This window comes from Nostoc sp. DedQUE07, from assembly GCF_034530975.2.
In the GTDB taxonomy this organism is placed as follows: Bacteria; Cyanobacteriota; Cyanobacteriia; order Cyanobacteriales; family Nostocaceae; genus Nostoc.
Genome location: NZ_JAVRCC020000033.1, coordinates 41167 through 66083, shown reverse-complemented (window position 1 = coordinate 66083; position 24917 = coordinate 41167). Strand labels below are relative to the sequence as shown.

The 24917-nt window shown below is 42.3% G+C and carries 18 protein-coding genes; 8 read left to right on the top strand and 10 right to left on the bottom strand.

Features of this window, described 5'->3' with window-relative positions; genetic code table 11:
• Positions 1-23: 23 nt before the first annotated feature.
• The 3 genes from RMZ95_RS22870 to RMZ95_RS22860 all read right to left on the bottom strand — a co-directional run bounded on the left by RMZ95_RS22870 (position 24) and on the right by RMZ95_RS22860 (position 3141).
• On the bottom strand, positions 24-1670 hold the full coding sequence (locus RMZ95_RS22870) for an AarF/ABC1/UbiB kinase family protein (protein WP_322686238.1): 1647 nt from the start codon (positions 1668-1670) through the stop codon (positions 24-26).
• A 31-nt stretch (positions 1671-1701) separates the two neighbouring features.
• The gene (gene yidD / locus RMZ95_RS22865; RefSeq protein ID WP_322686239.1) at positions 1702-1998 is read right to left on the bottom strand and encodes a membrane protein insertion efficiency factor YidD; all 297 of its coding nucleotides are present in this window, start codon (positions 1996-1998) and stop codon (positions 1702-1704) included.
• A gap of 78 nt (positions 1999-2076) precedes the next feature.
• Positions 2077-3141, bottom strand: a complete 1065-nt coding sequence (locus RMZ95_RS22860; RefSeq protein ID WP_322686240.1) for a mannose-1-phosphate guanylyltransferase — start codon at positions 3139-3141, stop codon at positions 2077-2079.
• A gap of 115 nt (positions 3142-3256) precedes the next feature.
• On the opposite strand from RMZ95_RS22860, the gene RMZ95_RS22855 reads away from it, so the two are divergent.
• Both RMZ95_RS22855 and RMZ95_RS22850 read left to right on the top strand, forming a co-directional pair.
• A complete protein-coding gene (locus RMZ95_RS22855; RefSeq protein ID WP_322686241.1) occupies positions 3257-4774 on the top strand; it encodes an LCP family protein in 1518 nt (505 codons plus the stop codon).
• Between the two features lie 105 nt (positions 4775-4879).
• On the top strand, positions 4880-5386 hold the full coding sequence (locus RMZ95_RS22850) for a pentapeptide repeat-containing protein (RefSeq protein ID WP_322686242.1): 507 nt from the start codon (positions 4880-4882) through the stop codon (positions 5384-5386).
• Between the two features lie 84 nt (positions 5387-5470).
• On the opposite strand, the gene RMZ95_RS22845 is transcribed toward RMZ95_RS22850, so the two are convergent.
• The gene (locus tag RMZ95_RS22845) at positions 5471-5968 is read right to left on the bottom strand and encodes a hypothetical protein (RefSeq protein WP_322686243.1); all 498 of its coding nucleotides are present in this window, start codon (positions 5966-5968) and stop codon (positions 5471-5473) included.
• Positions 5969-6185: 217 nt separating this feature from the next.
• Positions 6186-9203: a GAF domain-containing protein gene (locus RMZ95_RS22840; RefSeq protein ID WP_322686244.1), complete on the bottom strand. Its 3018-nt coding sequence runs from the start codon at positions 9201-9203 to the stop codon at positions 6186-6188.
• A gap of 889 nt (positions 9204-10092) precedes the next feature.
• On the opposite strand from RMZ95_RS22840, the gene murJ reads away from it, so the two are divergent.
• From murJ to RMZ95_RS22825, 3 genes are all read left to right on the top strand, one after another.
• On the top strand, positions 10093-11697 hold the full coding sequence (gene murJ, locus RMZ95_RS22835; protein ID WP_322686245.1) for a murein biosynthesis integral membrane protein MurJ: 1605 nt from the start codon (positions 10093-10095) through the stop codon (positions 11695-11697).
• Between the two features lie 256 nt (positions 11698-11953).
• Positions 11954-12475: an outer membrane beta-barrel protein gene (locus tag RMZ95_RS22830; protein ID WP_322671050.1), complete on the top strand. Its 522-nt coding sequence runs from the start codon at positions 11954-11956 to the stop codon at positions 12473-12475.
• 209 nt (positions 12476-12684) lie between these two features.
• The gene (locus tag RMZ95_RS22825; RefSeq protein WP_322686246.1) at positions 12685-12966 is read left to right on the top strand and encodes a hypothetical protein; all 282 of its coding nucleotides are present in this window, start codon (positions 12685-12687) and stop codon (positions 12964-12966) included.
• A gap of 8 nt (positions 12967-12974) precedes the next feature.
• On the opposite strand, the gene RMZ95_RS22820 is transcribed toward RMZ95_RS22825, so the two are convergent.
• From RMZ95_RS22820 to RMZ95_RS22805, 4 genes are all read right to left on the bottom strand, one after another.
• Positions 12975-15881 carry a DUF3769 domain-containing protein gene (locus RMZ95_RS22820; protein ID WP_322686247.1) on the bottom strand — a complete coding sequence of 969 codons (2907 nt, stop codon included), beginning with the start codon at positions 15879-15881 and terminating at the stop codon, positions 12975-12977.
• Between the two features lie 196 nt (positions 15882-16077).
• Positions 16078-16194, bottom strand: a complete 117-nt coding sequence (locus RMZ95_RS22815; protein ID WP_041566417.1) for a photosystem II reaction center protein I — start codon at positions 16192-16194, stop codon at positions 16078-16080.
• Positions 16195-16578: 384 nt separating this feature from the next.
• On the bottom strand, positions 16579-17280 hold the full coding sequence (locus RMZ95_RS22810; protein WP_322686248.1) for an acyltransferase: 702 nt from the start codon (positions 17278-17280) through the stop codon (positions 16579-16581).
• Positions 17281-17938: 658 nt separating this feature from the next.
• Positions 17939-18103, bottom strand: coding sequence for a hypothetical protein (locus RMZ95_RS22805; RefSeq protein ID WP_179063512.1), 165 nt, complete (start codon positions 18101-18103; stop codon positions 17939-17941).
• 571 nt (positions 18104-18674) lie between these two features.
• On the opposite strand from RMZ95_RS22805, the gene RMZ95_RS22800 reads away from it, so the two are divergent.
• A complete protein-coding gene (locus tag RMZ95_RS22800; protein WP_322671054.1) occupies positions 18675-18998 on the top strand; it encodes a hypothetical protein in 324 nt (107 codons plus the stop codon).
• Positions 18999-19665: 667 nt separating this feature from the next.
• Complete coding sequence (glgP, locus tag RMZ95_RS22795) at positions 19666-22230, top strand: alpha-glucan family phosphorylase (RefSeq protein ID WP_322686249.1); 2565 nt, start codon at positions 19666-19668, stop codon at positions 22228-22230.
• 396 nt (positions 22231-22626) lie between these two features.
• On the opposite strand, the gene RMZ95_RS22790 is transcribed toward glgP, so the two are convergent.
• A complete protein-coding gene (locus RMZ95_RS22790; protein ID WP_322686250.1) occupies positions 22627-23352 on the bottom strand; it encodes a DUF429 domain-containing protein in 726 nt (241 codons plus the stop codon).
• A gap of 151 nt (positions 23353-23503) precedes the next feature.
• On the opposite strand from RMZ95_RS22790, the gene RMZ95_RS22785 reads away from it, so the two are divergent.
• Positions 23504-24769: a glycosyltransferase family 4 protein gene (locus tag RMZ95_RS22785; RefSeq protein ID WP_322671058.1), complete on the top strand. Its 1266-nt coding sequence runs from the start codon at positions 23504-23506 to the stop codon at positions 24767-24769.
• The last annotated feature ends 148 nt before the right edge of the window (positions 24770-24917 follow it).

Genomic DNA, 24917 nt, shown 5'->3' with positions numbered 1-24917 from the left:
AAAGTCTAAAATTCAAAATTATTTTACCGTAAACGTCCCGATCGCAATGTACTAATAATTAACCACAAACCCAATAAACTAGCGACTGCAAACAGGATGGTGCTTAAAAAAGATAGCTGAGTTGTTTGCGCTCTGGTGGAAATAATTGCCGCACCCATAATCAGCGAACCCACTAAAATACTAAAAGATAGTCGGTTAGCGGCATCGTCCATAGTGCGCCGTACACCATCTAAACCCCGCAGTGATAGATTCCACTGTAAGGTCTCTGAAGTAACTCGGTCTAATAATAGTTCGATTTGGCGGGGAGATTGGAGAGACAGACTTTTAATATCTAAGGCTGTCCGTAATAGCGATCGCACTGGATTATCGCCCAGTAATTGCCGACGAAACAAGTCTGTAATTAATGGTTTAACTTCATCAAAAAAATTCAGTTCTGGGTTGAATGTCCGCGCTACCCCTTCTAAATTTGCTAGGGTTTTGGCATACAAACCCATATTACTAGGCAACCTAATTTTATTGTTGCGGGCAACCTGTAAAACTTCATAAATTATCTGACTGAAGTTTATTTGCGTGAGGCTAACGTTGTGATACTTACGTAACATGCGATCGTAATCATTTTCTAACCGCGACAAAATCACCGGTTGAGCGGAATCTGATAGCTGTAAAGTTAACTGAGCGCACCTTTGAGCATCTAAATCAACGATCGCTAACAACATCTCTGTTAATATCTGCTGTGTCCGGGGATCGAGTCTTCCCACCATGCCACAATCTAAGAGGGCAACACGACCATCTTTGAGATAAAACAAGTTTCCTGGATGGGGATCGGCGTGAAAAAAACCATCAATATATAGTTGCTGGAAAAATACCCGAAATAACAAGGTAGTTATTTCTTTACGCTTTTCGGCCGGATCTTTAACATTGGGGTCACTATCCAAATCTGCCGCCAAGAAAGGTATCCCATCCAACCATTCCATTACCAGTAACTTTGGTGTGGTCAATTCCCAGTTAATTTCCGCAACCACTATTTGTGTGGGATCGTACCAGCGACTCTGAGATAAGTTGCGCCGCAGTTGGTCTGTAAAACCCGCTTCCCGTGTAAAATCCAATTCAGCTTCTAAGGCTTTGGTAAATTCTTCGGCAATGGATTTGATTTCGTAGGTTTGCCCAAAATCAGTCCGCGCCACTAAATCGGCAATACCTTGAATTAAAGCAATATCTTGACCAATAGTAATATCAATTCCCGGACGTTGCACTTTTAGAGCGACTTCTCGACCGTCTGCTAGTGTAGCTCGATGTGTCTGGGCAATCGATCCGGCTGCTACGGGGATTGGGTTAACTGTGCTGAAGGTTTCTGCTAATGGACGTTTTAATTCTTTGCGGAGGATTATTTCTATCTCTGACCAAGGAACTGGTGGTACTTCATCTTGTAGAGTTGACAATTCCTCAATATAGGAGGCGCTCAGTAAGTCAGGGCGGGTAGACATTAACTGACCAAGTTTGACGTAAACTGGCCCCAAGTCTACCAGGATATTTTTTAAAACCGCAGGTGTTGGAAGCTGGGGTTCATCAGCTTTGCCACCAGTAAGTAACCTTCGCATATAGTCCCAGCCATTGCGAAGGAAGACTTCCAGAATTTCTCGTTGACGGGGAACAGTTTGGGTGAGGAACATTTTTGTAAAAAACTGCAAAAAGGCAGAGGAGTTAAAGAGGTAGACAGCAGGGGATGACAATACAACGGAAATCGGCTCTAGTTTTGGTGCTTGTTAAAGTCTTGCTAGCTGCCGCACATTCTTGAAATCTTTTGATGGATGATTGTACGGCTTGGTGGAGCTTCTGTTCGTTCAGCATCCGTTTGACGTAACTAGAGCAAGAATCCTCGCCGTGTAACAAGCGATGGGAACAAGAAAATCCTTTGGACGGAGAAATGTATTTTTGATAGGCAGTAATAGAATCGATTGCTATTGTCTTGGCCAGAGGCTCAAAGCTAATAATGTCCATAACTGTCAGATAAAATAATAGACTGTCAAGTTATAATGGGAAAACAGACTTTTTCGCCTCTGCCAAGGGTTCTAACTTTTATAGCAGGTCGGTAAATCGGGAATCGCTTTGGATAATTTTAAGGATCTGCTTGATTTCCTGGGTACGTTCTTTTTTGACAACGAGGGTGACATTGCGATCGCGCACAATCACTACATCCTCTAAACCAATAGTAACAACTACATCTTCTGGATTTGAGGCGTAAATAATCGCCCCTTGCGTATCTAAACCGACGTGAGTAGCGAGTTCCACATTCGGAGTCTCTTCTGTCTTCAGTAAGCGTTCGATCGCATTCCAATCTCCTAAATCATCCCAACCAAAATCAACTGGCAAAACGTATGCTAGAGTTGTCTTTTCCATTAACGCATAGTCTATACTCTTCTTAGGCAACTGGGGATAGATATCAGGGCCATGTTGTTCTAAAGGTTCGATAATTTCTGGAGCATGGGTATGTAGTTCCTTGAGAACAACCCCTGCCCGAAAAACGAACATTCCACTATTCCAGCTAAAACGTCCCGTAGATAAAAAAGTCTCTGCCGTTTCTCGGTCGGGCTTTTCAGTAAAGCGGTTCACGTGATAAGCTGGCAACTCATTAAAGCTACCTATTTTTTCACCTTGTTCAATGTAGCCGTAACCGGTTGATGGAAAAGTAGGCTTGATCCCCAGTGTAACGATCGCTGCTGTGCTTGTTGCCAGTTGCGTAGCTGCATTTAATGTGCGTGCAAACGCCTCTTGGTCAGCAATCCAGTGGTCAGCAGGGAAAAAGCCAATCACAGCGTCTTCACCATAGCGCTGTTTGATTTCTAAACTTGTCCAAGCAACGGCGGCGGCTGTGTCTCTGCCTTCCGACTCAATCAGCAAGTTTTCAACTGGTAGATCGGGTAGTTGTTGTCTTACGCCTTCAGCTATCTGACTAGAAGTGATAACCCACAAGAAATCCCACCCGCCACCGAGTTCAATCAATCGATCGGCGGTTGCTTGTAATAGACTTCTAGAGCTACCATCAAGACTTAAAAATTGCTTGGGTCGGTCTTTGCGGCTTAGGGGCCAAAAACGTTCACCTTTACCACCAGCTAGGATTACGGGGAACAATAAAGTATTCATGTTGTCATACACGCCTACCGAAGAACATTACAAGTTTACAGTGAGCTTTTCCACTGGCAATATTTGTAGCTTGGATTAACATACTTTTAGGGAGTGGTTGAGTGGGGAGATAATTGTGATAAAACAAGTCGAATGGTCGGAAAATCCGGTTACGTCTCAGCAAGTAGTAGAGTTTGAAAGTGACGTGCGATCGTCGCAAATTCAACAGACAGAAAATCAAGTAACACCAGCACCAGTAGCCGACTCAGAGGAGGAGGTCGAACTAAAGCTGCCAGCGAATCCGAACCGTAGCGTCATCGAATCTGTGGGCGCGTTTCCCAATCAGCTTTCTGAGAGACTGGGCTTAACCATGCCTCGATGGCTGTTATGGTTTATGACGGTTGTCATTGGCATTATCTTATCTGGGCTGCTGGTGTCAACGTTAGCGCTGTGGACTCCTTTATGGAGCAATCTAGATCGAACAGATGACGATTTAGGAACTGCTGCTAAAGACGAAGTAAAAATCCCATTACCAGGGGAGTTATGGGGTAAACTCTCCCAGTACAAGCTTTCACGTCCGATGAATATTTTAATCATGGGGATTGAACCAGTCAGCGGTACCGTTGATGGCTCACCAGAAAGCTTTGCCGGGAAAAGCGACTCCATGCTGCTGGTACGGCTTAACCCTAGTGAAAAATCTGTAAGAGTGCTTTCCATTCCCAGAGATACAATGATCGCCATCCCCGAAAAGGGAGAAAAGGGATTAACTAAGGTATCTGATGCCAATGCCAAAGGCGGCCCAGTCTTAGCAGCACGGGTAGTTAGCCGTACCTTAAATAATGCCCCAATCGATCGTTACATCCGTATTTCTACTAGCGGCTTACGGCAGTTAGTCGATCAGTTAGGCGGAGTAGAAGTCTTTGTTCCCCAATCAATGGAATATAAAGACTCCAGCAGTCGGCTGTCGATTAATTTAGTCAGTGGCTGGCAAACCCTTAATGGCGAACAAGCAGAACAGTTTGCCCGATTCCGCGAACCAGGTTTGGGAGATTTACCGAGAGTGCAGCGTCAGCAAGCACTAACAGCTGCCTTGCTGCAACGCTTAAATAGTCCCACCATATTACCCAGGTTGCCTCAATTAACTCGCTTAATGCGAAAATATTTTGATACCAACCTGAAGATGGAAGAAATGATGGCGTTGGTCAATTTCGGACTTAACCTAGATCGAGATAATTTCCAAATGACTGTGTTGCCTGGTACCTTTAGCCGCTTTAGCAAAGACCCTGATAGCTATTGGCTGAATATGACTGGACAACAGAGCCTGTTGAATGATTATGTTGGGGTAAATGTACCTGGTCTAAAGCCAGATATGCGTCAGGTTCCTAACCTCAAAATTGCTATTCAAAATGCTTCTAATCAACCTCAGCTAACTGAAAAAGTTATTGCTTATCTGAAACAGAAAGGCTTTAATAATATTTACAAAGTGCCTGATTGGCCGGATACCCAACGTCAAACTCAGATTATTGTCCAAAAAGGCAACCGACGAGTTGGGGTTGATTTGCAAAAAGTCTTAGGCTTGGGTCAAATCGAGGTCTCTGCCATTGGTGATTTAGAATCCGATCTGACAATCCGCATTGGTAAAGATTGGAAATAGGCAAGAATCATTAATCATTAGTCATTAGTCATTAGTCATTAGTCATTGTTAACTAACAAAGGACAAAGGACTAATGACAACGGACTACTGAAAAATAATAAAGTTATGAAAAAGATTTTACTGCACTTTTTGGGTTTGATTGTAATTTTGCTACTAGCCTTTGGGTGGATAATACTTAATCCCAAGCCGGCTTTTGCTCAGATAAACACAATCAATTACAACAATATAAATTTAGAAAATCGTGACTTTTCTCATACTGATTTGGCAGGGGTAACTTTTGTCGCAGCAGAAATGCGGGGGACAAATTTTCAAGGAGCGAATTTAACCAACGCAATTCTGACTAAAGGAGTTTTATTAAAGGCAAATTTGGAAGATGCGAACTTGAGCGGCGCTTTAGTAGATCGCGTCACTATGGATGGTGCTAACCTGAAAAATGCCATCTTTACTGAAGCCACTTTGACCCGTAGCCGCTTTTATGATGCTGATGTCACTGGTGCTGATTTTACCGATGCTTTAATTGACCGTTATCAAGTGTCGCTGCTGTGTGAAAGAGCCGATGGGGTAAATCCGGTTACAGGTATGTCAACGCGAGACAGTTTGGGTTGTAGATAGTCGGGTGTGTTAGCGCAAAGAGTACGGCATCAATACTTTAGAATCAATCGTTACGCTAGGCTTGCTGTAACGTAGCTTACTAAACTAATTTGGCAGGTAATGCTTTATTTTATCTTTTATAAAATCCGTGCCTCCAGAGTCAATGTTAGTATTTTTTAACTTAGCAATGTAATTTGCTACATCGGCCATACGAGCATGCAATTGAGCTTTAAAATTACCATTAGCAATAGAACATAAAACTTTATTGATTGCAAAAGGTATTTCTTCAATAAAATCAATTTCTTCAACACATACTATAAACTCATCTGTAAGTTTTCTGTCCGCACCACTCCAATAAACAACAATTCTTACTTCTGACGAACTTGTGATAGAGTTATCTTCAATATGTAATTCATAATCACCAATACTATCAGTTTGATTATCATCAATTGAATAAAACTTTACTGGAACATAAAAACTTAGTGTTCCATCTTCATCTACAAAATTTACACTATCTCCAGTTTCATCCTCAAACCAAGCATATTCAAAACCATAAAGCTTTAAGTGTTCAATAAGCTTTTGCTTAATTAATTCCTTAGACATGATTTAATTCTCCTTTATTCACTATAGAATTATCAACGATTTTTGATATAAAATTTTCTATAGGGACATTATACCTCCGAAATTTGTATAACAAACGTCATATTAAATTAATGATTGCAACACATCCTTGGATAAAGACGCGATTCATCGCGTCTCTACAAATGGTCTGTTTGTCGCATTCTTTTTTACAATTGGTATAATTCTTGAAAATTCGCCTCTAATTATCAATGGGAATTTCAATTAAAAACTCTGTTCCTTCTCCTGATTTAGAGGAACATTTCATCTGACCATGATGTTTATCGACTACTATTTGATGGCTAATAGATAATCCTAACCCCGTACCTTTACCTGGTGCTTTGGTAGTGAAGAAGGGATCGAATATATGCGATCGCACCTCTTCTGGAATCCCCAGACCATTATCAGCTATTCTGATTACAACCTGGTTATTAATTAATTGCGTATTAATCCAGATAGTCAAAGGTATTCTCGGACACGTTTGTAATAATTTCAAATACCTTTGCTGTATAGTGTTAAACTTTTCCTCTAATGCATCAACACTGTTACTCAAAAGATTCATAAACACTTGATTTAATTGCGCGGGATAGCATTCGAGCAAAGGTAAACTATCATATTGTTTAACAATCTCAATTGCTGGGCGATCGTTATTATTTTTGAGGCGATGCCCTAAAATTAACAAAGTACTATCCAACCCTTCATGAATATCTACTGGCTTTAATTCAGCCTCATCTGTACGAGAGAAGTTTCGCAGTGATAGCACAATATCACAAATCCGCTCTGTTCCTACTTTCATAGACTCAAGGGTTTTCGGTAAATCTTCGATGATAAAGTCCAAATCACTCTTGTTGATTTGCTCTTGGATAGTTTGCAATATTGAAGAGTGTTGACGGTAAAGATTCACTACCTTGAGTAATTCTTGAGTATATTCACTTAAATGAATAAGATTGCCAAAAATAAAACTGATAGGATTGTTAATTTCATGGGCAACTCCAGCAAGTAGTTGTCCTAATCCCGCCATTTTTTCACCCTGAATTAACCTGGTTTGAGTTTGTTTTAATTCTTGCAGAGTCTGAGTAAGTTCTAAGGTTTGACGTTTAGTTTGTTCGAGTAATTCTGCTTGCTGAATCGCAATTCCTAATTGCACCCCAACTTGAGCCAGTAAATTAATTTCCTCTTCTTTCCAATAACGTGGTTGCGAATTTTGATAAGCAACTAATAATCCCCATAATTTTTCACCTTCCCGAATCGGCACAAAGGTTTCGTTACGCGGAAGTTCGTTATCGTCGTCTGTATCCTCAAAAGTTTCTATAATCGTTGGTTGGGTTTGTGCAACTGGTTTCCAACCATCTTTAAAGGAATCTGCTACAAATTTACCGCTCCAATCCGGGTTGAAACGGTAGATTGCAATTCGCTCAACTTCAAGTAACTCTCGCACAGCGTGAGTAGTAGTTCTAAAAATAGTTTTAATATCGAGTGACTGGCGGATTTTATCAATAGTTGCAGCCAGTAGTTCTTGGCGTTCCATTGCTTTTTCGCGTTCAGTGGCTTCTGCTAACTGGACAACCTGCATTTGAACTTGCTTTAAATAAGAATCCTGTTTTAATGCAACTCCTAATTGCTCGGCTATTTGACTGGCAAATTCAATCTCAGAAGGTTGCCAGTAGCGAGGAGCAGTACATTGGTGAATACACAGCAATCCCCAAAGTTCACCTTTTTTTAATAGAGGTGCGACCATATTTGCTCGTACTTGAAATTTTTCTAGGATTTGGACGTAGCAACCGGGAAACTTTCCTTGATAAATATCAGCGATCGCATTTACTCGACCTTGGGCGTAAAGGGGTGCAAAGTTTTCTCCGAAACAATAGTCATAAACTTTTTCTGCCATTACCGAGTTACACTCAGGCACAAAATCTTCAGAAATAAATTCTCCTTCCCAATCTTTTTGCGGGTCAAAACGAAAGACTGCCACTCGGTCTGCTTGCAGCATTCGCCGGGCCTCAGTGACAGTAGTTTGGAAGATTGTATCTAAATCTAGAGACTCTCGAATTCGAGTAATTACACTAGTTAATGTTTTTTGTTGCTCTGCTTGGTACTGAGCGTATGCCAGCAACTTATGATGTCGCACTGCGACACCAATTTGTGTGCCGATTTTGCTCAGTGATTCGACTTCATAAGATTGCCACTCTCTGGGTGAGGCATTTTGATAGGCAGCGATGATTCCCCAAAGTTGATCTCCTTGGAGAATCGGGGCAGTAGCAAAGGCTTTTGCCTGGAATTGTTCCAACAGAGTTACATGACAGTTTGTTAATTCGGCTTGGTAAATATCATTAACTATAAAAGTCTGGTTGTTAACGTAACGCCCGCCTTGCGTCTGTTGTAAATAACTATCAGCGATCGCAGGCAGAAGACCAACTAAAGGAGTCCAACCTTCAGCAAATGATTCAGCAACAAAGTTACCACTCCAATCGGGATTGAAGCTAAAGATGGCAACTCGGTCAGCTTGCAACAGCTTGCGTATTTCTTGAGTTGTGGTTTTAAAGATAGTTTCAATATCAAGGGGCGAGCGAATTTCATCGACAATTTTAGCTATTACTTGGTCGCGCTGAACTGCTTGAGCCAATTTTGCAGCTTGCAATTTGACTTCATGAAGATGCTTTGCTTGTTGAATCGCAACAATAAGATGGTCAGCAATTTGACGAATAAACTCAATTTCCGATTCTTTCCATTCACGAGTCTCACTGCACTGATGAATGCAAAGCAATCCCCACAGTTCCTTCTTCCGCGATAGAGGGACAACGAGGTTGGCCTGCACCTGAAATTTGCTCAAAATTTCCAGATGACAATCACTCAGTCCCGCATTGTAAATATCTGCTACTGCTTGCACTCTACCTTGTTGATAACTAGAAGCAAATTGTTCTCCAAAGCAGTGGTCATAAACTTTTATTGCCATTGCTGAGTTCCAGCCAGTTGCAACATCTTCAGAAACAAATTCTCCCTGCCAGTTTTGTTCGCGGTCGAACTGGAAGACTGCTACTCGGTCGGCATTTAGTAACTGACGCACTTGTTTAACAGTCGTTTGAAAAATTGTTTCTAAGTCAAGAGATTCCCGAATTCGGACAATGACACTTGCCAGAGCTTTTTGTTGCTCTAGTTGCTCTTGAAGTTGAGCGCTTGATAAAAGAAGTTGATTTTCTGTGAAATTTGAATTGGGTTCCATTGCTCTGGATTATCTCGTTTTTTATACAAAGGTTCCTCACACCAAACTTCATGGGGTTAACAAGTGTCAAAAATATGACAAACTGCAAAGTTTTACAGTCTTCAACTGGCCGCGTCCAGGATTCACCAATTTCAGATGGATAGCAACTTGTTGGGGTAGGGACGAATGGGCGCTTTGGGACTGAGTACTGGGTACTAGGGAATAAAATATGAGTAAGATTTGTTTGGGATTCAAATCTCGCCCGATATCCAGTCTCTAGTCTCCAATCCCCAATCCTTAGTTCAACTATTTCCCAGAAGATGGTTATTGTTATAGTTCCCCTTTCTCGATCTATCCTTGTAATGGATTAAAAAATAATTTTGGCTTGTACACAATAGAGGAGATAACTAAGTACGCAATTGTGTAAATTCGTCGTCAATTGAGGGTTTAATTGAAACACAGAGGAGCGCAAAGTTTATTTGGGTATATTCACTACAAACTTAAAGCTTGGCTGTCACTAAGTTAGTGTTGTCAAGGCAAATCAGAAAATCCGTCTGACCCCTTTGAAATCGCGATCTAACTAACTTGTAATTCGCTGTATTATAGCAATTCAGGAATTTAATTTTGAGCGTAGGCGAGCATTTACCGTAGATATCGCTTTGCCTTTGCCGTTGGCGTAGGCATTTATAGCAAAGTGCTGAGTTCTGAGTGCTGTTAGCGTCAGCGGGGCGTTTAGCCGGTGCTGAGTATAGACCCAGTTGCTTCATGGCTTTGAGCAATCAACACTGTCCTAACCTATGTGACTACAGCTATAAAATTACTAATTTGTCAAAATTTACCTGACAGACTGCGGAATTTCGGGTTAAATGTTTTAAAGTATGCACTCTGCAAGAGCTGTCGGGTATTATTCGTGACACAACAAGATCAAAAACCCTCTCGTTCCTTCGCTGGAATTGCTGGCATTGTTGCCGCAGCCACATTAATTAGTAAAGTCTTCGGTTTAGTGCGGCAGCAAGCGATCGCTGCCGCATTTGGTGTTGGTGCTGCTGCTACGGCTTATAGTTATGCCTATATTATCCCTGGCTTTCTATTGATCTTACTCGGTGGCGTAAATGGGCCATTACACAGTGCGCTCGTCAGCGTTTTAGCCAAGCGGCGGCGAGAAGAAGCGGCTCCCCTTGTGGAAACCGTGACAACGCTGGTAGGTGGAGTGCTGTTGCTGGTGACAGTGGCTCAAGTTCTATTTGCAGATGCGATCGTTGATTTAGTCGGTCATGGTTTGGAGGAAACAACCAGAGCGATCGCTATTCAACAACTCCGCATTATGGCCCCGATGGCTTTATTTGCCGGTTTAATTGGCATTGGCTTTGGTACTCTCAATACAGCCAATCAATATTGGTTACTCTCCATTAGTCCCCTATTATCTAGTATTACTGTTGTTGGCGGTCTTGCTATCTTAGCGATGCAACTGGGCAAGAATATTATTAAACCGGAGTACGCTTTAATCGGGGGAATGGTCTTAGCTTGGGGAACCTTGGCAGGAGCAATTCTCCAGTGGGTAGTGCAGCTAATTGTCCAGTGGCGGTTAGGATTAGGCACATTACGCCTGCGGTTTGATTTTAAATCCCCAGGCGTTCAAGAAGTTATCAAAATCATGACTCCGGCAACAGTTTCCTCTGGAATGATGCCAATTAATGTTGCCACTGACCTTTATTTTGCTAGTCCTATCCCTGGTGCGGCGGCAGGATTTAACTATGCCAATCTATTAGTCCAAACTCCCTTGGGGATTATTTCTAATATCATTTTACTGCCTCTATTACCGATATTTGCCAAACTATCTAGCCCCGAAAATTGGCAGGATTTAAAATTACGGATTCGCCAAGGACTTCTACTCACTGCTTTTACCATGCTACCGCTAGGAGCGTTGATGGTGTCGCTATCAGTACCCATTGTACAGGTGGTATATGAGCGCGGTGCTTTCAAGCCAGAAGCCACACAGCTAGTTTCATCCTTACTAGTAGCTTATGGAATTGGGATGTTTGTCTATTTGGGGCGTGATGTTTTGGTGCGGGTATTCTATGCTTTAGGCGATGGACAGACACCTTTTCGCATCAGTATTTTTAACATCTTGCTTAATATTTTATTAGATTGGTTTTTCGTTAAACCTTTTGGCGCTCCCGGTTTGGTATTAGCAACAGTGGGTGTAAATTGTAGCTCAATGTTAATGCTGTTATGGTTGCTCGATCGCAAACTCAATGGTTTACCTTGGCGCGAGTGGAGTTTGCCGATTCTGGGTTTGGCTGGTGGTAGCGTGGTAGCTGGGGTAGCAAGCTATGGGACTTTGGTTGGTTCTCAGCAGTTGTTAGGTAAAACGGGTTTACTGATTCTGGTGTTGCAATTGTGTATATCTGGCTTCGTGGGGATTGCAGTGTTTGCGGCGATCGCTTCCTGGCTGAAAATACCAGAAGTAAATATTTTTATCTCTCGTCTACGTCAGCGCTTTTTAAAGAAATAACTGTTATAGCACAAGCCAACGTGGTTAGGACATTAACAGATGATAAAACTTAGACACAACAAGACTTTTCACCCAATCCCCAGTCACCAGTCCCCAGTCCCTTGCTATATCTAAATATTTCAGTTGTTACACCCAGGTGGGTGAGAAATAATTCAGCCACTTGGGTGAACCAGGTGCGTGAGGTTACATTTTGTAAAAAAAGAGATTCTAGTACTAGAGAACATTGATTTTACCTAACTCTAGTGAGAATAACTTTATGAAACTGACAAAATTAGCTGCCTCTTTCTTTGCTGCTGCTTCCATTGTCCTCTCAGCCGGGATTGCATCTGCTCAAACAGCAGTTACTAACGGTACTAACGGTAATTACATCGGTGCTGGTGTTGCTGTTGGTGCAACCAGTGGCGGACAAGGAAACGATGAAGCACAAATTGGTGGTAATATTCAAGGACGATACGCCGTACCGAATGCGCCTGTTTCACTGCGGGGTTCTGTGCTGTATGGTGGTGATGCTGCTGCAATTATGCCCATAGTGACTTATGATGCACCCATCGCCAAAAATACTAACGTTTACTTCGGTGGTGGTTATTCCTTTGTAACTGACGAAGGTCAAAAAACTCCATTGGGCAATCGGAATTCACCTGTAGTCACCCTTGGGATTGAATCAGAAGTTAGCAAAAATGTCATTGCCTACGGCGATACTAAATGGGGTATTGACGCTTACAGAAATAGTGATGCTGATGCTGTCAGCTTCCAAGCCGGATTAGGCTATCGCTTCTAGTAATTACGAGCTAGAAAACGGCCTATTCACAAGCTAAAGCAATGCTGTTTACCAGCCGTAATAGTAATTCATTCTTTCATACCTGAGTATTCTATTCAGGTATGAATAATTTTTATTGATGATTTTGATAAAAAATGATATTGGCTAGTATTGATACTTTCTTTTAAAGTGAAATGAGTAATTGAGAATACACGTATAAGATATTACTCATGAAAAAGATTAATCCCACTCCAGAAATAGTTGGTGAAACAACTGACGTAGAATCTTGGCTGATGCGAGCGGGGCTAAGATTTTCCGACTTAGGTAACGATGCTGCAAGTATTGCAATCCGTAGGCAATGGCGAGAATACCAAGCCGCAGTTCACAGATGTTGTGTAACCCTACATCAACCACCATCACGCGTTCAACTAAGCGGCGACTATGCCAGCTTGAGAATACCTGGCGCGGCATTAACTAATTGTGAGATCGATCGCCTGTCGAGTCGTCCCTAGTCCTTAGACTAATAATCCTGTTGTACGCCGTTTACTACTGGCTTAACTTGCGAAAATGGATCGGTGCCGCCACCCCAGTTAAAATCACTAATTCGGAAGCTGATGCCGCCTAACTCCAACACCGGATTGTAACGTAAGGTGATGCCATAGGTGCGACGGCTATATTCCAAAATGTAGTCGGTGCTAGTTTCCTTACCAGTATCCAAGTTAACAGATGTTTGAAAGCCTAAGCGAAAAGGGCCGTAGATTTGCTGTGATATTCCAGCGGTCAATACTTTGTTATCAACGGAGCGGTCAAACAAAAAGGGTGATAATCCGCTATTTAAGCCTTGAGAGTAACTGATATTAAAGGCGGTATAGTCGAAAAAAGGTCGGGAAAAATGGCCAATTTGCCCTTGTAAGCCAATTGTACTAGTTAGAGTACTTTGGTTATCACCATTGGTGTAATAGCTGGTAGTGCCTGTGAGGCTAGCGATCGCTAGCAAGTAAGGAACTACAGGAGTAGCGGTGTATCGTAACCCCTCACTGGCAGTGGGTGGTAATGGTTTTCCCTGCCACAGCAACAGCCCTCTACTGAGAGTCGCACTGCCTTGTAAACGACCAAGCGAAATGCGATTGTTTTCCCGCACTGGTTCTAGCAAGTCTAGGCGATCGGTGTTGGCATCGATATACTGGGCACTTGCCTGGTAGTTGAGGTTGATACCACTTTTTCCTAAAGGAATCACCGGAGAGGTAATAATGCCGCCAAAACTGCTCTGGACAGTTTGAAAACCCAGAGTACCGTTGTAGAGACGATTGCGGTAGTTATATTGCACATTCAAAGTGTGGGGAAGAGAAGTGCCTAATATCTGACGCAATCCTAAATTCACCCGCAAATTATCTTCCACGTCATTCAAGTTAAAACTAGTTAATTCCCCATTTCCCTGAATTATCGTCCGTGGACTCAAAACAGAATTTATCTTGGTCTTCACAGCAAACAGTGAGCCTAAGTCACCCACGCCTTCTTGCACACCTCTCTGTAATAATAACTGGGGCGTAATTGTCCAGCGTGTCTGCTCTGTATCGATTAGTGGAAAGCCACGCTCAATATATAAACCACCCCGATCTTCTCCATCGTAGCCGGGGGAGACTATTGCAGGTGAAGCGTCCCGCTCTCGGCGGTCAATAGTACGCTCATTCAAAGGAATTGGTAAGGAGACTGTTTGATCCAATACCAAACGCTGTCGCTGTGTCCTGATGCGGTCTACCAAAGGTGATTCTCGCGTCAAAGTTACTTTATCTGCGCGTAATTCTAATTCCGGGGGCGAAAAAGGATCGTTGGTGATGCGGACATTGCTTGCTTGCCAGCCTTGCGGATAAAAATCAATTTGTTCAGCTTCAAACCTCAGCCGATTGACTACACCCCCTGTTTTCGATCGCGGGATGTTGCTAGCATCTGACTGACCACCAAATGTCACATTAATTCCTCCAGGGCTACTCACACCGGAAAGGGGCTGATCGGCTCGAATGCGATCGCTAGGCGGAAGTCTTGAAACTCCACCAGCACTTATAGCTGTGGGTGAAAAAGCAAAATCTGTTTGGGCTGAGGGTACGTAAATTTCTCCTCTACCATTTTCCAGTTCCCCACGATCTTGAACGAAGTTATAGGTGAAGCGTTGTCCGCGTAGTATCTGATCGCCCCGGGTTAAGGTGACGTTGCCTTCACCCGCAGCAATCAAGTTGTCCAAATTAACTTGTAAGCGATCGGCATCCACCACTGCCCCATCAAATCGCACAACTACATTACCTACAGCTGTAATAATTCGCTGTTTCTCGTCATACTCTTGCCGATCTGAAGTGACTTCTACAGTTCTTGGCCCGGCTGGCGGTGTGGTAGCTGGCGCAGTTGTACCAGATGGTTGAGCTTGTGGCTGAGTGGTATTTACTTGTGGTGTAGGCGTTGGTACTTGGCTTTGTTGCTGGACTTGAGACTTAAATTCTACAGCGATCGGCGCTGAGAGTTTGTTTGTCGGGTTACGAGACTTAAATGTTATAAGATTTTGTACTGATTGAGAACTCGGTGCAAGATCGGCAGCAGATACAGAGATATTGTCTTTTTTTAGAGACTGTTGTGCAGTAATATCGCGTTGCTGTTTTTGTTGAGTTAACTTCTCAGCTAAAATTTCCGCCTTGGATTTAACTAATTTATTGCTGTTTGTGACAGTTGGGGCAATTTGCAGAGGGCGTGGAGATTGGGCGACAAGTGGGCTTGGAGAAACTTTATAGCTAAAGCTAGAAGAGTCCAAAAAGGTTGATTTTGCTCCACCACTAGAGTTTGGAGGTAGCGTAGACGCAAAGCAGCTTGTCGTCAGACATCGCTGACCGAGTTTTTGAGAAGCTTCACCCTTTGCGTCTTCGTCTAAAGCCTCCGCTCCAACTTTTCTTTGCAAGGCAACGGCTTCTCTTTGCATCTCCCGTTTGCGCAGTGCCGACATCAGAAGTTCCGAGTGGCGGGGTTCGACGCTCGGGCTTGTCTTTGTGTCTTTTTTAACTTGGCGATTAGAGGTTGTAACCTCTTGCGTGGGATAACCAACAACCAGCGGCTGCCCCAAAAGCCCAGCAGTTGCAGAACCGGGGAGTGGGGAACTTTCTGGTGGAAAGGTTTCTGGTGAATGAGGTGCAGAAGAAGTTTCAGCAACTACCAAGCGATCTTGAGTTGAGTTTATCGGAGTTGACAATAAAAGATCGCTCTTAGTGTTACCCGAAATTGCCAACTGAGCCAAATTCTTGGGCTGCTTGGATTTGTCTGTCTTTTCGTGTGTTCCAGTATCTACACCTGAAAGAAACTTTGTATGACTAGCAGACGAGGCGAGATTTACAGGTTGTAAAGATTCAACGATAGGAGGCGGATTAGGTGGCAGAACTGGATGAAGCATAAGTGAGCAAAATCGGGCTAACAAACAGCCAAATGACAAAGGGAAGGATAAACATACATTTTGCCTTCCGACTGTCGCCTTCTGCTACCTACAGCAAGCTACTTGGAGAAAGAAACTTACTAAATTTTCGCTTAGTAAGTTTCCGTGGCGTTTAGTATTTTCCGCCTTCCAAAGCCGCGGATAATTTATCGCCCTTTTACTCTAAGTCCCGACGGCCGGGGTTACGAGCTGGATCGTTCGACAAAAATCCAAAGATGAAGATAGTTACGAAGAAGGCAACAACAATATAAACAGCGATTTTTAAAGTCAGCATAGAAATATCTCCAACGGGTAAAACAAAGAAAGCTGTTCTTTCACTATCTGCAATGCAGAAAAGATAGCTACTTTATATTACCCAAATCTCGTCCCTTTTTTAGAGGACTCTGGGGACTCAAGACTAGGAATGTCTACCCTACGGTTATTGATAATGTACAAGATGTCAGTTGTCTGACTTGTAGATGCCCTTAAGAAAGATAACTCAGAGGCGTTTACCCTTGTGACGTTGACTGATGGCAAAGGTTTCCCAAAAAAGGCAACAGCTTACAGGGGATAGTTACTATTCCCCATGCCTTTCAGCAGTGCTGAGTTAGGAGTGCTGAGTTAGGAGTTATTATTTCTCCCCTGCTCCCCTGCCCCTCTGCCTCTTATACCCCATGCCCTATTTCTCAACTTGAAGCTTTGCTATATCTTTGCCAATTCGGTTTTTGATTACTCGTGCAGGTGTGCCGACAGCAACGGAAAAAGCAGGAATATCTTTATTAACAACTGCTCCTGCACCAATAACACTGCCTTTGCCGATAGTAACGCCATCTAATACTGTTACTCCATGTCCTAGCCAACAATCATCTTCAATCACAATTCCCTTGCGAGTAACACCTTGGTATTTAATCAGCTCCATCGGATCGGCAAAATTATGATTATTGGCATATATCCCTGAATGGGCAGCAATCATGCAGTGTTTACCAATTTTAATGTCTCCTGGCCCCTCAATACACACGTTAGGAGCAATGAAGGTGTCTTCATCAATATGTATATACGTATCTTCTAAAGACCCGATATCAACGTTACGTTCAATCGCAACTCTATTTCCTAGATGAATTCTATTATTTTTATGTCCTCTCGCATCCATCCGCACACCCTTGAAAATATAGACTCCTGTGCCGATCTCAATACAAGAAGTACCGTTAAATTCAACACCATTTTGAATATATACTGGGCTGTCTATCTGGCCAAAAATACTACGATATCCTAAATTACGCAACTTTGGGCCGAGAAGAAGTGTTGGAATATCTCCTAATACTGTAGTTACTAAAAGTTCTTGCACGCGCTGCAATTTGGAAAAATATTGCTCGTTCTGCATGGCTACATATCTCGTTAATCAATTGTTGTTGACAGTGTTTAAAGTTGTTTTGACTGTATTCTAATCTTCTACCAATACCAATAGACTATGTATGTATTAATACATAAGCTAAGGTAGCAATATCACCAAAATTTCCCAAGATTTTTAGATGGTTTTACATTGAAAAACCAAAGTCTGGCTTTGACTATGCGAACAATTCTTGAGGTTAGATATGTAAAATTACTCAAGTAATATGCACAATTGCATTAAGTCGATAGCAGATTTTGTACTATATGCACGTAAAATTTTGGCTTATGTTTCACAAAATCAATTAACAAAACAATTTCAGTGCATTGCTGTGTCAAAACTTAGACTCTAAATTGTCTGATGGAAAATTTGCTGGTTTAGATAGACTACTGTTTTGGTTCTCTGGCAAATTTGAAAAGCTTGCTACCGCTAACAGCACTCCTAAAGCAAATAGGGATAGTGTTGTTTGTCTTGAGGCTATTTACTCTCAAGCGGTTTTAGTTTTTTGAAACAATTCAGTTTCACAAACTATTTTGCAACAAAAAATACATTTAACTAGACTATATTCAAAGTTTAAATAAAATTTTTGCCTAGCATAACAATGTAATTATTGTTGGATTTTTCTGGGTATTGATGCCCAAATAAAATCCAATTAGGGTGGATTATCTCCCACATCAGCCATCACATTGAAGTTAACCATCGGTGCAAACAAGTAAGCGCTTCCCCGACTGCTATGACGGCTTTCTTGCAACGAATTTCTAGAGTATGCTGCTCCAATCATGTTGCACACGGATGATTTACAGACTAGCCAATTCACGTTTGTAATGACATGAATGGTTTTTAAGAACAATTGTTTTTAACAATAGCACATTTTATTTTTAGTGGAACACTCTTATTAAATAAGTTGATTTCCAGATTTATTGTTGATGATAATACTGGAAATAAGTTAACTTTTTTACTAGGGCGATTTCTCCGGCAGGCAAAGCCTATGCTACTCTAAAATATTTTTATACACTTAGATAGCATCCATTAAGGAGGGAGATTTAAAAATGCTGTAAGTAGTTATTGGCATTTTGGTCTATATTGTTATCGTTACTATTTTATAATTGGGCGTTAAACTCAGAATGACATTTACTATACTTGTGACACCCTCTTCGTTAAAAAGCCAAAGTAGCTGAAATTTTTTCTCTTCGCTATTACTTGTATCTAAAAATTTATAAATCACCCATTCGGGTGAGCCAAGCGGGTGATGCGTGCTTGGTACTACTCATTATAAATTTTATTAGAAGAAAGCTAAAAGTAGCTTATTTTCGAGGATAAATCTGCAAAAAAACATCTAACTTCCCAAATTGAGGTATCGATTTTAACTCACACACTTGGTTCAAATTATGGCTTTAATTAAAGAAATTGTACAAGAAGCTCTAACTATCGGCTCTTTGAGTGTTGTAGCCGAAGATCAACTGCGATCGCAGCTTCAAGGTAATTATGACTCAGAAGACCTAGATGCCTGGATCATTTTACAGCGAGCTATTGCAGCAGGTGATGTAAAACTTGAGTCGCGCCGAAAAAAAGCTTCCCCATCTCCTAAAGCCAAGGACACTTCATCAAGTATCAAACTTGCTTATCAAATGGCAGCAGAACTCGCTTATGCAGCAGCCGTAGCTCTGACAATGACAAAAAATACTAAAGATCAGCCTTCACTAGGTGCATAAAATAACACCTTTATAAGTTATCTTCCTGATTTAGTACTAAATATTTCATACCAAGTAGTTAGCATAGGTGTAGCCCGCCCCAGGCATCGCTTTTCTTGATTAACTGCTTGGTAGAGCTTTCATCCGATTAATTATTTATGGGGTTTCCCTTCTGCTTCCTGGCTTGAGAGTGCTAAGTGTTGTTAGCGTCAGCGGGGCATTTAGCCCGTGCTGAGTATAAAATCCCAGTCTTTAGAAGATTTTCATGCAAGGCTTTTGAAACTCCTTTCATCGGGACTCCCTTCATTGACAGCGCAATTTTATTAAAAAATAATTAAAAAATTTCACCTTACCGGACACAGCTATAGGGAATTTTTACCCTCAGCCAAGACTCTCGAATTGATCCCCGGAAGCAATACTAAAATAAATATAAATTATTTATTCAAAACTAAATTTTTTTCAGTCATACATACCAGCCAGTGATTAAATCTTAATATACCAAGTACATGGCTCAGAGTAAGGCATAGAATTAGAAACACCTTGGTGTAAACTTTAGCAACGAGGTTAAAAATAATTCTCAATGCTTAACAAAGTCATCGCTTTTTCACAAACTACAGTATAAAGAATTGGCAACATTGGTAAAGAGAGTAAACAATAACCATAGCTAAACTTGGAGTTTTGCCAACCTATGCAGCCAATTCGCACATTTAACGTATCCCCTTCACTACCGCCGCGACTCGAACCATTACGGCGGCTGGCATATAACTTGCACTGGGATTGGAACGTTGACACTAAAGATTTATTCCGTCGCTTAGACTCCGATCTCTGGGAGTCTAGCCATCACAACCCAGTGTTAATGTTAGGTACTATCTCTCAATCGCGGCTTCTGGAAGTTGTCGAAGATGAAGGCTTTTTAGCGCAAATGGATCGAGCTGACCGTCAGTTAGACGATTATTTGCAAGAGCGCACTTGGTATCAGAAACAACGGGAACAGAAACCCAAAGAATGCTATGCCTATTTTTCGGCAGAATTTGGACTTGTAGATTGTTTGCCCGTCTATTCTGGAGGCTTGGGCGTTCTGGCAGGGGATCACCTCAAATCTGCCAGTGACTTGGGGCTACCGCTTGTAGGTGTAGGTTTGCTGTATCAGCAAGGCTACTTTGCCCAATATCTCAATGCTGATGGCTGGCAGCAAGAACGCTATCTGCTCAACGATTTCTATAATATGCCCTTGCATCTAGAGCGCAATGCCGATGGTTCTGAACTGCGGATTGCGGTAGATTATCCAGGACGCAAGGTGTATGCCAGAGTTTGGCGCGTACAGGTGGGAACGGTTCCCCTGTATTTGATGGACACCAACATTGAACCGAACAACACTTACGACCACGACATCACAGATCAGCTATACGGTGGCGACATCGATATGCGTATCCACCAGGAAATTATGCTGGGGATCGGTGGTGTGCAAATGCTCAAAGCTTTAGGGCTGAAAGTCACCGCTTACCACATGAATGAAGGCCACGCCGCCTTCTCTGCCCTAGAACGCATCCGCTTGCTGATTCAGGAAGAGGGACTGAATTATCCCCAAGCTAGACAGGTGGTGGCTTCCAGTAATATCTTTACTACCCACACGCCAGTACCAGCAGGGATTGACTTGTTTGCTCCCGAAAAAATGTTGTACTACCTGGGGTATTATGCAGAGATATTTGGGTTGCCCAAAGAGCAATTTTTAGGACTGGGGCGCGAGAATACAGGCGATTTATCTGGGCCTTTCAGTATGGCGGTGCTGGCGCTGAAAATGGCAACATTTTCTAACGGTGTCGCCCAACTCCACGGTGTGGTGTCGCGGCAAATGTTCCAGGGCTTGTGGCAGAAAGTGCCAGTGGAGGAAGTGCCGATCGCTGCAATTACCAACGGTGTCCATGCTCGGAGTTGTGTGGCGAAATCGACTCAAGAATTGTACGATCGCTACCTCGGCCCAAATTGGTCATCAGCACCACCAGATAGCCCATTGTGGGATCGGATGGACGCCATACCCGATGAGGAATTGTGGCGCAATCACGAACGCTGCCGTTTAGATATGATTTTGTATGTGCGGGATCATTTAGTTAAACATTTGACCGATCGCGGCGCTTCTGCCTCTGAAATTTCCCAGGCACAAGAAGTTTTAGATCCTTACGCTTTCACCATTGGCTTTGCTCGTCGCTTTGCCACCTACAAACGCGCCACCCTCTGGATGCGCGATTTGGATCGGATTAAGCGGCTTCTACTGGCTAATAAAGACCGGAAAGTGCAATTCGTGATTGCTGGTAAGGCACATCCTAAAGATATCCCCGGTAAAGAACTGATCCGCGAGATCAATCACTTTATCCGCGAACAGCATTTAGAAAAACAGGTAGTGTTTGTTCCCAATTACGACATTCACATCTCCCGGTTGATGGTTGCGGGTTGCGATATTTGGTTGAACACACCGCGTCGTCCACGGGAAGCCTCTGGTACTAGTGGCATGAAAGCGGCAATGAATGGCTTGCCAAATTTAAGTGTGCTAGATGGCTGGTGGGATGAAGCTGATTACGTCCGCACAGGCTGGGCGATTGGACATGGAGAGAATTACGACGATCCCAACTATCAAGATGAAGTAGAAGCAAATGCTCTCTACGAGTTGTTAGAGAAGGAAGTTGTGCCTTTATTTTATGAACATCGGGATACTGATGGTTTACCCCGTCCGTGGGTTGCCAAAATGAAGGATGCAATTCGGTTGAATTGTCCCTTCTTTAATACAGCGCGGATGGTCGGAGAATATGCTGGGAGGGCTTATTTCCCAGCTAGCGATCGCTATCATACCCTGACTGTTGATAACTATGCTCCAGCGAAAGAACTAGCCGCTTGGAAAGAAAAACTTAGCGAACACTGGTTCAACATCAGAATCAAAGATGTTGACGTATCGGCAGCTTCAGACATTGAAGTTAACCAAACCGTTGCTGTCAAAGCCAAGGTTGACTTGGCAACTTTGACCAATAATGATGTGCAAGTGGAGTTATATCAAGGTGCGATCGATGCCAATGGTGAGATTGTCAACGCTGTGCCAGTGGTGATGGATTACCAAGGCGAAGATGGACAGCAATTGAGTATTTACACTGGTAATATCATCTATACCGCTTCTGGTTTACAAGGTTTGTCTTTGCGTGTATTGCCGAAAAATAAAAATCTGGCTAATGCTTATGAACCAAGGTTGATTGCTTGGGCAGAGTAAGAGTGCTGAGTAGTTATTAAATATTCAAGATTAGGCGTTGCTAAACTTAAATTAGCAACGCCTTTTATTATGCGATGCAGTCACGCCCAAAAAATAATTATTGCTAAAATTCCTCGTAATTTTAAGGGAAATACAATTTGGCTGGAATAAGTAGGTCGGCGTAATAATTATTGTTGGGATAAGGCAGGGGACAGGGGGAAAAAGAGTTTGATGGTAGTGCATCTGAGTTTACTCAGGTATAATTTGCACAACTATCTACTGGATTGTCACTAACCAACAACAATTTTGTGTTTTTTAATCCTAATTAGCGCTCTGCCATTACCAAGCGATACGGTTTGCGGAATGCTATTTTTAGCATCAGCAAGGACTCTAAAGCAGCAAAGGCTTTGCCTTTGCTCAAATTCTTTGGGGAATGATAATGTATCCAGTAGTGCGATCGCCTAATACCAAATTACGTTTTTCTCCCCAATACCACCAGTATGCAGCAACATAGGCGCAAATTAAGCTATCTAGTTTATCTTCGGTTGCTTTGAGAGCTGCACCTGTGGTGGGGATTTCCAGAAGGAACAAACCGCACAGGCGCAGAGGAGGAGAGAAGGAGGGGAGAATATCAAGAAGATAATTTTGGAGTTTAATTAGTTCTAGACGGCGCTCATTGAGCCGTCCTTTTTTGTATTTGAGGATGCGTTCTAAGTTGAATAGGTTAACGATTGCTGGGTGGGGGAAGACTTCTATTTGATATCTGCTGAGTTTTTGCGGTTCTATGGTGGGGGCGTGGGCAAAGCCGCGTGATTCTAATTCTAAGCCAAAGTTGATGGTGCCATCGGCGAAGGGTAAGTTTTGATTAGCTGGATAGCATCCCGCATGATATTTGCCAAAGTATTTGTGGCTGAGTTTATCGGGGAGACGACTCCCGGTAGCGTTGGGTATAAGGGTAGGTGCATCTACGGCAATAATGGCTGGCTCATCTGGTTGGACGCTGCGATCGATCCAGGTGAGGATGTCTGCAATGGCATCTTTGCGGTCTAGATCGAGTAGTTGCAGTTGTCCATCTATCCATTCTAAACAGCACAATCCACTTGGTTGAGATTTCCAGCCCAAATCAATGCCAATAAATTTCATGATTATAACACGAATTTGCGATTATTTTCGCATTTTCGGGGAAGCATTTATCTAAGTTTACTTGCTAAAAGTTGTGATAAATAATCTTATAATCTTAAGCAGCTTGTCTTAATTTATTTTATCTGGTAATAATTTAATCAAGATTATTCCAATGAAAGTTTTATTTTTACATCCCAATTTTCCCTCACAATTTCGCAACCTAGCGATGGTTTTGGGTAAAGATCCTAATTGCCAAGTTGTCTTTGGGACAAATCGTCGGGAAGGGGAAATACCCGGCGTTTTTAAAGCTATTTATACTCCTTCTCGTGAAGCTGCACCTCAAACTCACCACTACGTTCGCAACCTGGAAAATGCTGTTCTCACCGCTCAAGCTGTCTATCGCGTAGCAGAAAAATTAAAATCCGAGGGTTTCTTTCCAGATATAGTTTATGGTCATTCTGGTTGGGGGCCAACTTTATTTATGAAAGATGTTTTCCCCAAAGCCGAATTATTGTGTTATTTCGAGTGGTTTTATCACGCTCACGGTTCCGATGCAGATTTCGATCCCAACGATCCGGTGAATGTTGATGATGAATGCCGCATCAGGGTCAAAAATGCGCCGATTTTAACGGATTTATATAGCTGCGATCGCGGTCTTTCTCCAACTAATTGGCAGCGTCAGCAGTTTCCCAAAGAATATCATAGCAAACTCACTGTAATTCATGATGGTGTTGATACCAATTATTTTGTTCCCAAACCAGGTGCAAAGTTAGTTTTACCAAGAATAAATCTGGATCTTTCTCATGTCGAAGAGTTGGTAACTTATGTAGGACGAGGAATGGAACCTTATAGAGGTTTTCCACAGTTTATGGAAACGGTAGCGCTACTTCAGCAGCGACGACCTAAATGCCACGTGGTAGTTGTCGGAGAAAATCGAGTTGCTTATGGTAAAAATCTCCCTGATGGTCAGACTTATAAACAATTAATGCTAGAAAAATTAAAATCATCTTTGGATTTATCGAGGCTGCACTTTACAGATAGGCTACCTTACAATGAGTACCTTCAGGTTTTGCAAGCTTCTTCTGCTCATGTTTATTTAACCCGTCCTTTTGTATTATCCTGGTCAATGTTAGAAGTAATGGCAGCAGGATGTTTACTAGTAGCGTCTAAGACTGCGCCAGTTTTGGAAGTCGTACAAGATGGGATGAATGGACTGTTGGTAGATTTCTTTTCTCCTCAGAATATTGCTAATAGGGTTGAAGAGGCCCTGAATAATCCCCAAGAGATGCAAGCAATTCGTGCGAAGGCGCGAGAGACAATCATCAAGCGTTATGATTTGGCAAAACTGTTACCACAGCATTTGCAATGGATGTTCGCTGGTAAAAGTTCTGATAGTTTAAAAAAACGCCCAGTTTCTAAAGGATTTGGCAAAAATTAGTCATTGATCGTTAATCATTGGTCATTGGTCATTAGTCATTGATCATTAGCCTCTTGCATAAATATTTTTGCCTCCAGCAAAGGTGCAAATAAAAGTGTTAAAATAACTAATTTTGTAAGAATTATATTAATTATTATTTATTGGTTAA

Excerpts from the sequence above, each read along its gene's own strand:
- RMZ95_RS22870 (WP_322686238.1), bottom strand. The coding sequence starts at position 1,670 with ATGTTCCTCACCCAAACTGTTCCCCGTCAACGAGAAATTCTGGAAGTC.
- yidD (WP_322686239.1), bottom strand. The coding sequence starts at position 1,998 with ATGGACATTATTAGCTTTGAGCCTCTGGCCAAGACAATAGCAATCGAT.
- RMZ95_RS22860 (WP_322686240.1), bottom strand. The coding sequence starts at position 3,141 with ATGAATACTTTATTGTTCCCCGTAATCCTAGCTGGTGGTAAAGGTGAA.
- RMZ95_RS22850 (WP_322686242.1), top strand. The coding sequence starts at position 4,880 with ATGAAAAAGATTTTACTGCACTTTTTGGGTTTGATTGTAATTTTGCTA.
- RMZ95_RS22845 (WP_322686243.1), bottom strand. The coding sequence starts at position 5,968 with ATGTCTAAGGAATTAATTAAGCAAAAGCTTATTGAACACTTAAAGCTT.
- RMZ95_RS22840 (WP_322686244.1), bottom strand. The coding sequence starts at position 9,203 with ATGGAACCCAATTCAAATTTCACAGAAAATCAACTTCTTTTATCAAGC.
- RMZ95_RS22830 (WP_322671050.1), top strand. The coding sequence starts at position 11,954 with ATGAAACTGACAAAATTAGCTGCCTCTTTCTTTGCTGCTGCTTCCATT.
- RMZ95_RS22825 (WP_322686246.1), top strand. The coding sequence starts at position 12,685 with ATGAAAAAGATTAATCCCACTCCAGAAATAGTTGGTGAAACAACTGAC.
- RMZ95_RS22820 (WP_322686247.1), bottom strand. The coding sequence starts at position 15,881 with ATGCTTCATCCAGTTCTGCCACCTAATCCGCCTCCTATCGTTGAATCT.
- RMZ95_RS22815 (WP_041566417.1), bottom strand. The coding sequence starts at position 16,194 with ATGCTGACTTTAAAAATCGCTGTTTATATTGTTGTTGCCTTCTTCGTA.
- RMZ95_RS22810 (WP_322686248.1), bottom strand. The coding sequence starts at position 17,280 with ATGCAGAACGAGCAATATTTTTCCAAATTGCAGCGCGTGCAAGAACTT.
- RMZ95_RS22800 (WP_322671054.1), top strand. The coding sequence starts at position 18,675 with ATGGCTTTAATTAAAGAAATTGTACAAGAAGCTCTAACTATCGGCTCT.
- glgP (WP_322686249.1), top strand. The coding sequence starts at position 19,666 with ATGCAGCCAATTCGCACATTTAACGTATCCCCTTCACTACCGCCGCGA.
- RMZ95_RS22790 (WP_322686250.1), bottom strand. The coding sequence starts at position 23,352 with ATGAAATTTATTGGCATTGATTTGGGCTGGAAATCTCAACCAAGTGGA.
- RMZ95_RS22785 (WP_322671058.1), top strand. The coding sequence starts at position 23,504 with ATGAAAGTTTTATTTTTACATCCCAATTTTCCCTCACAATTTCGCAAC.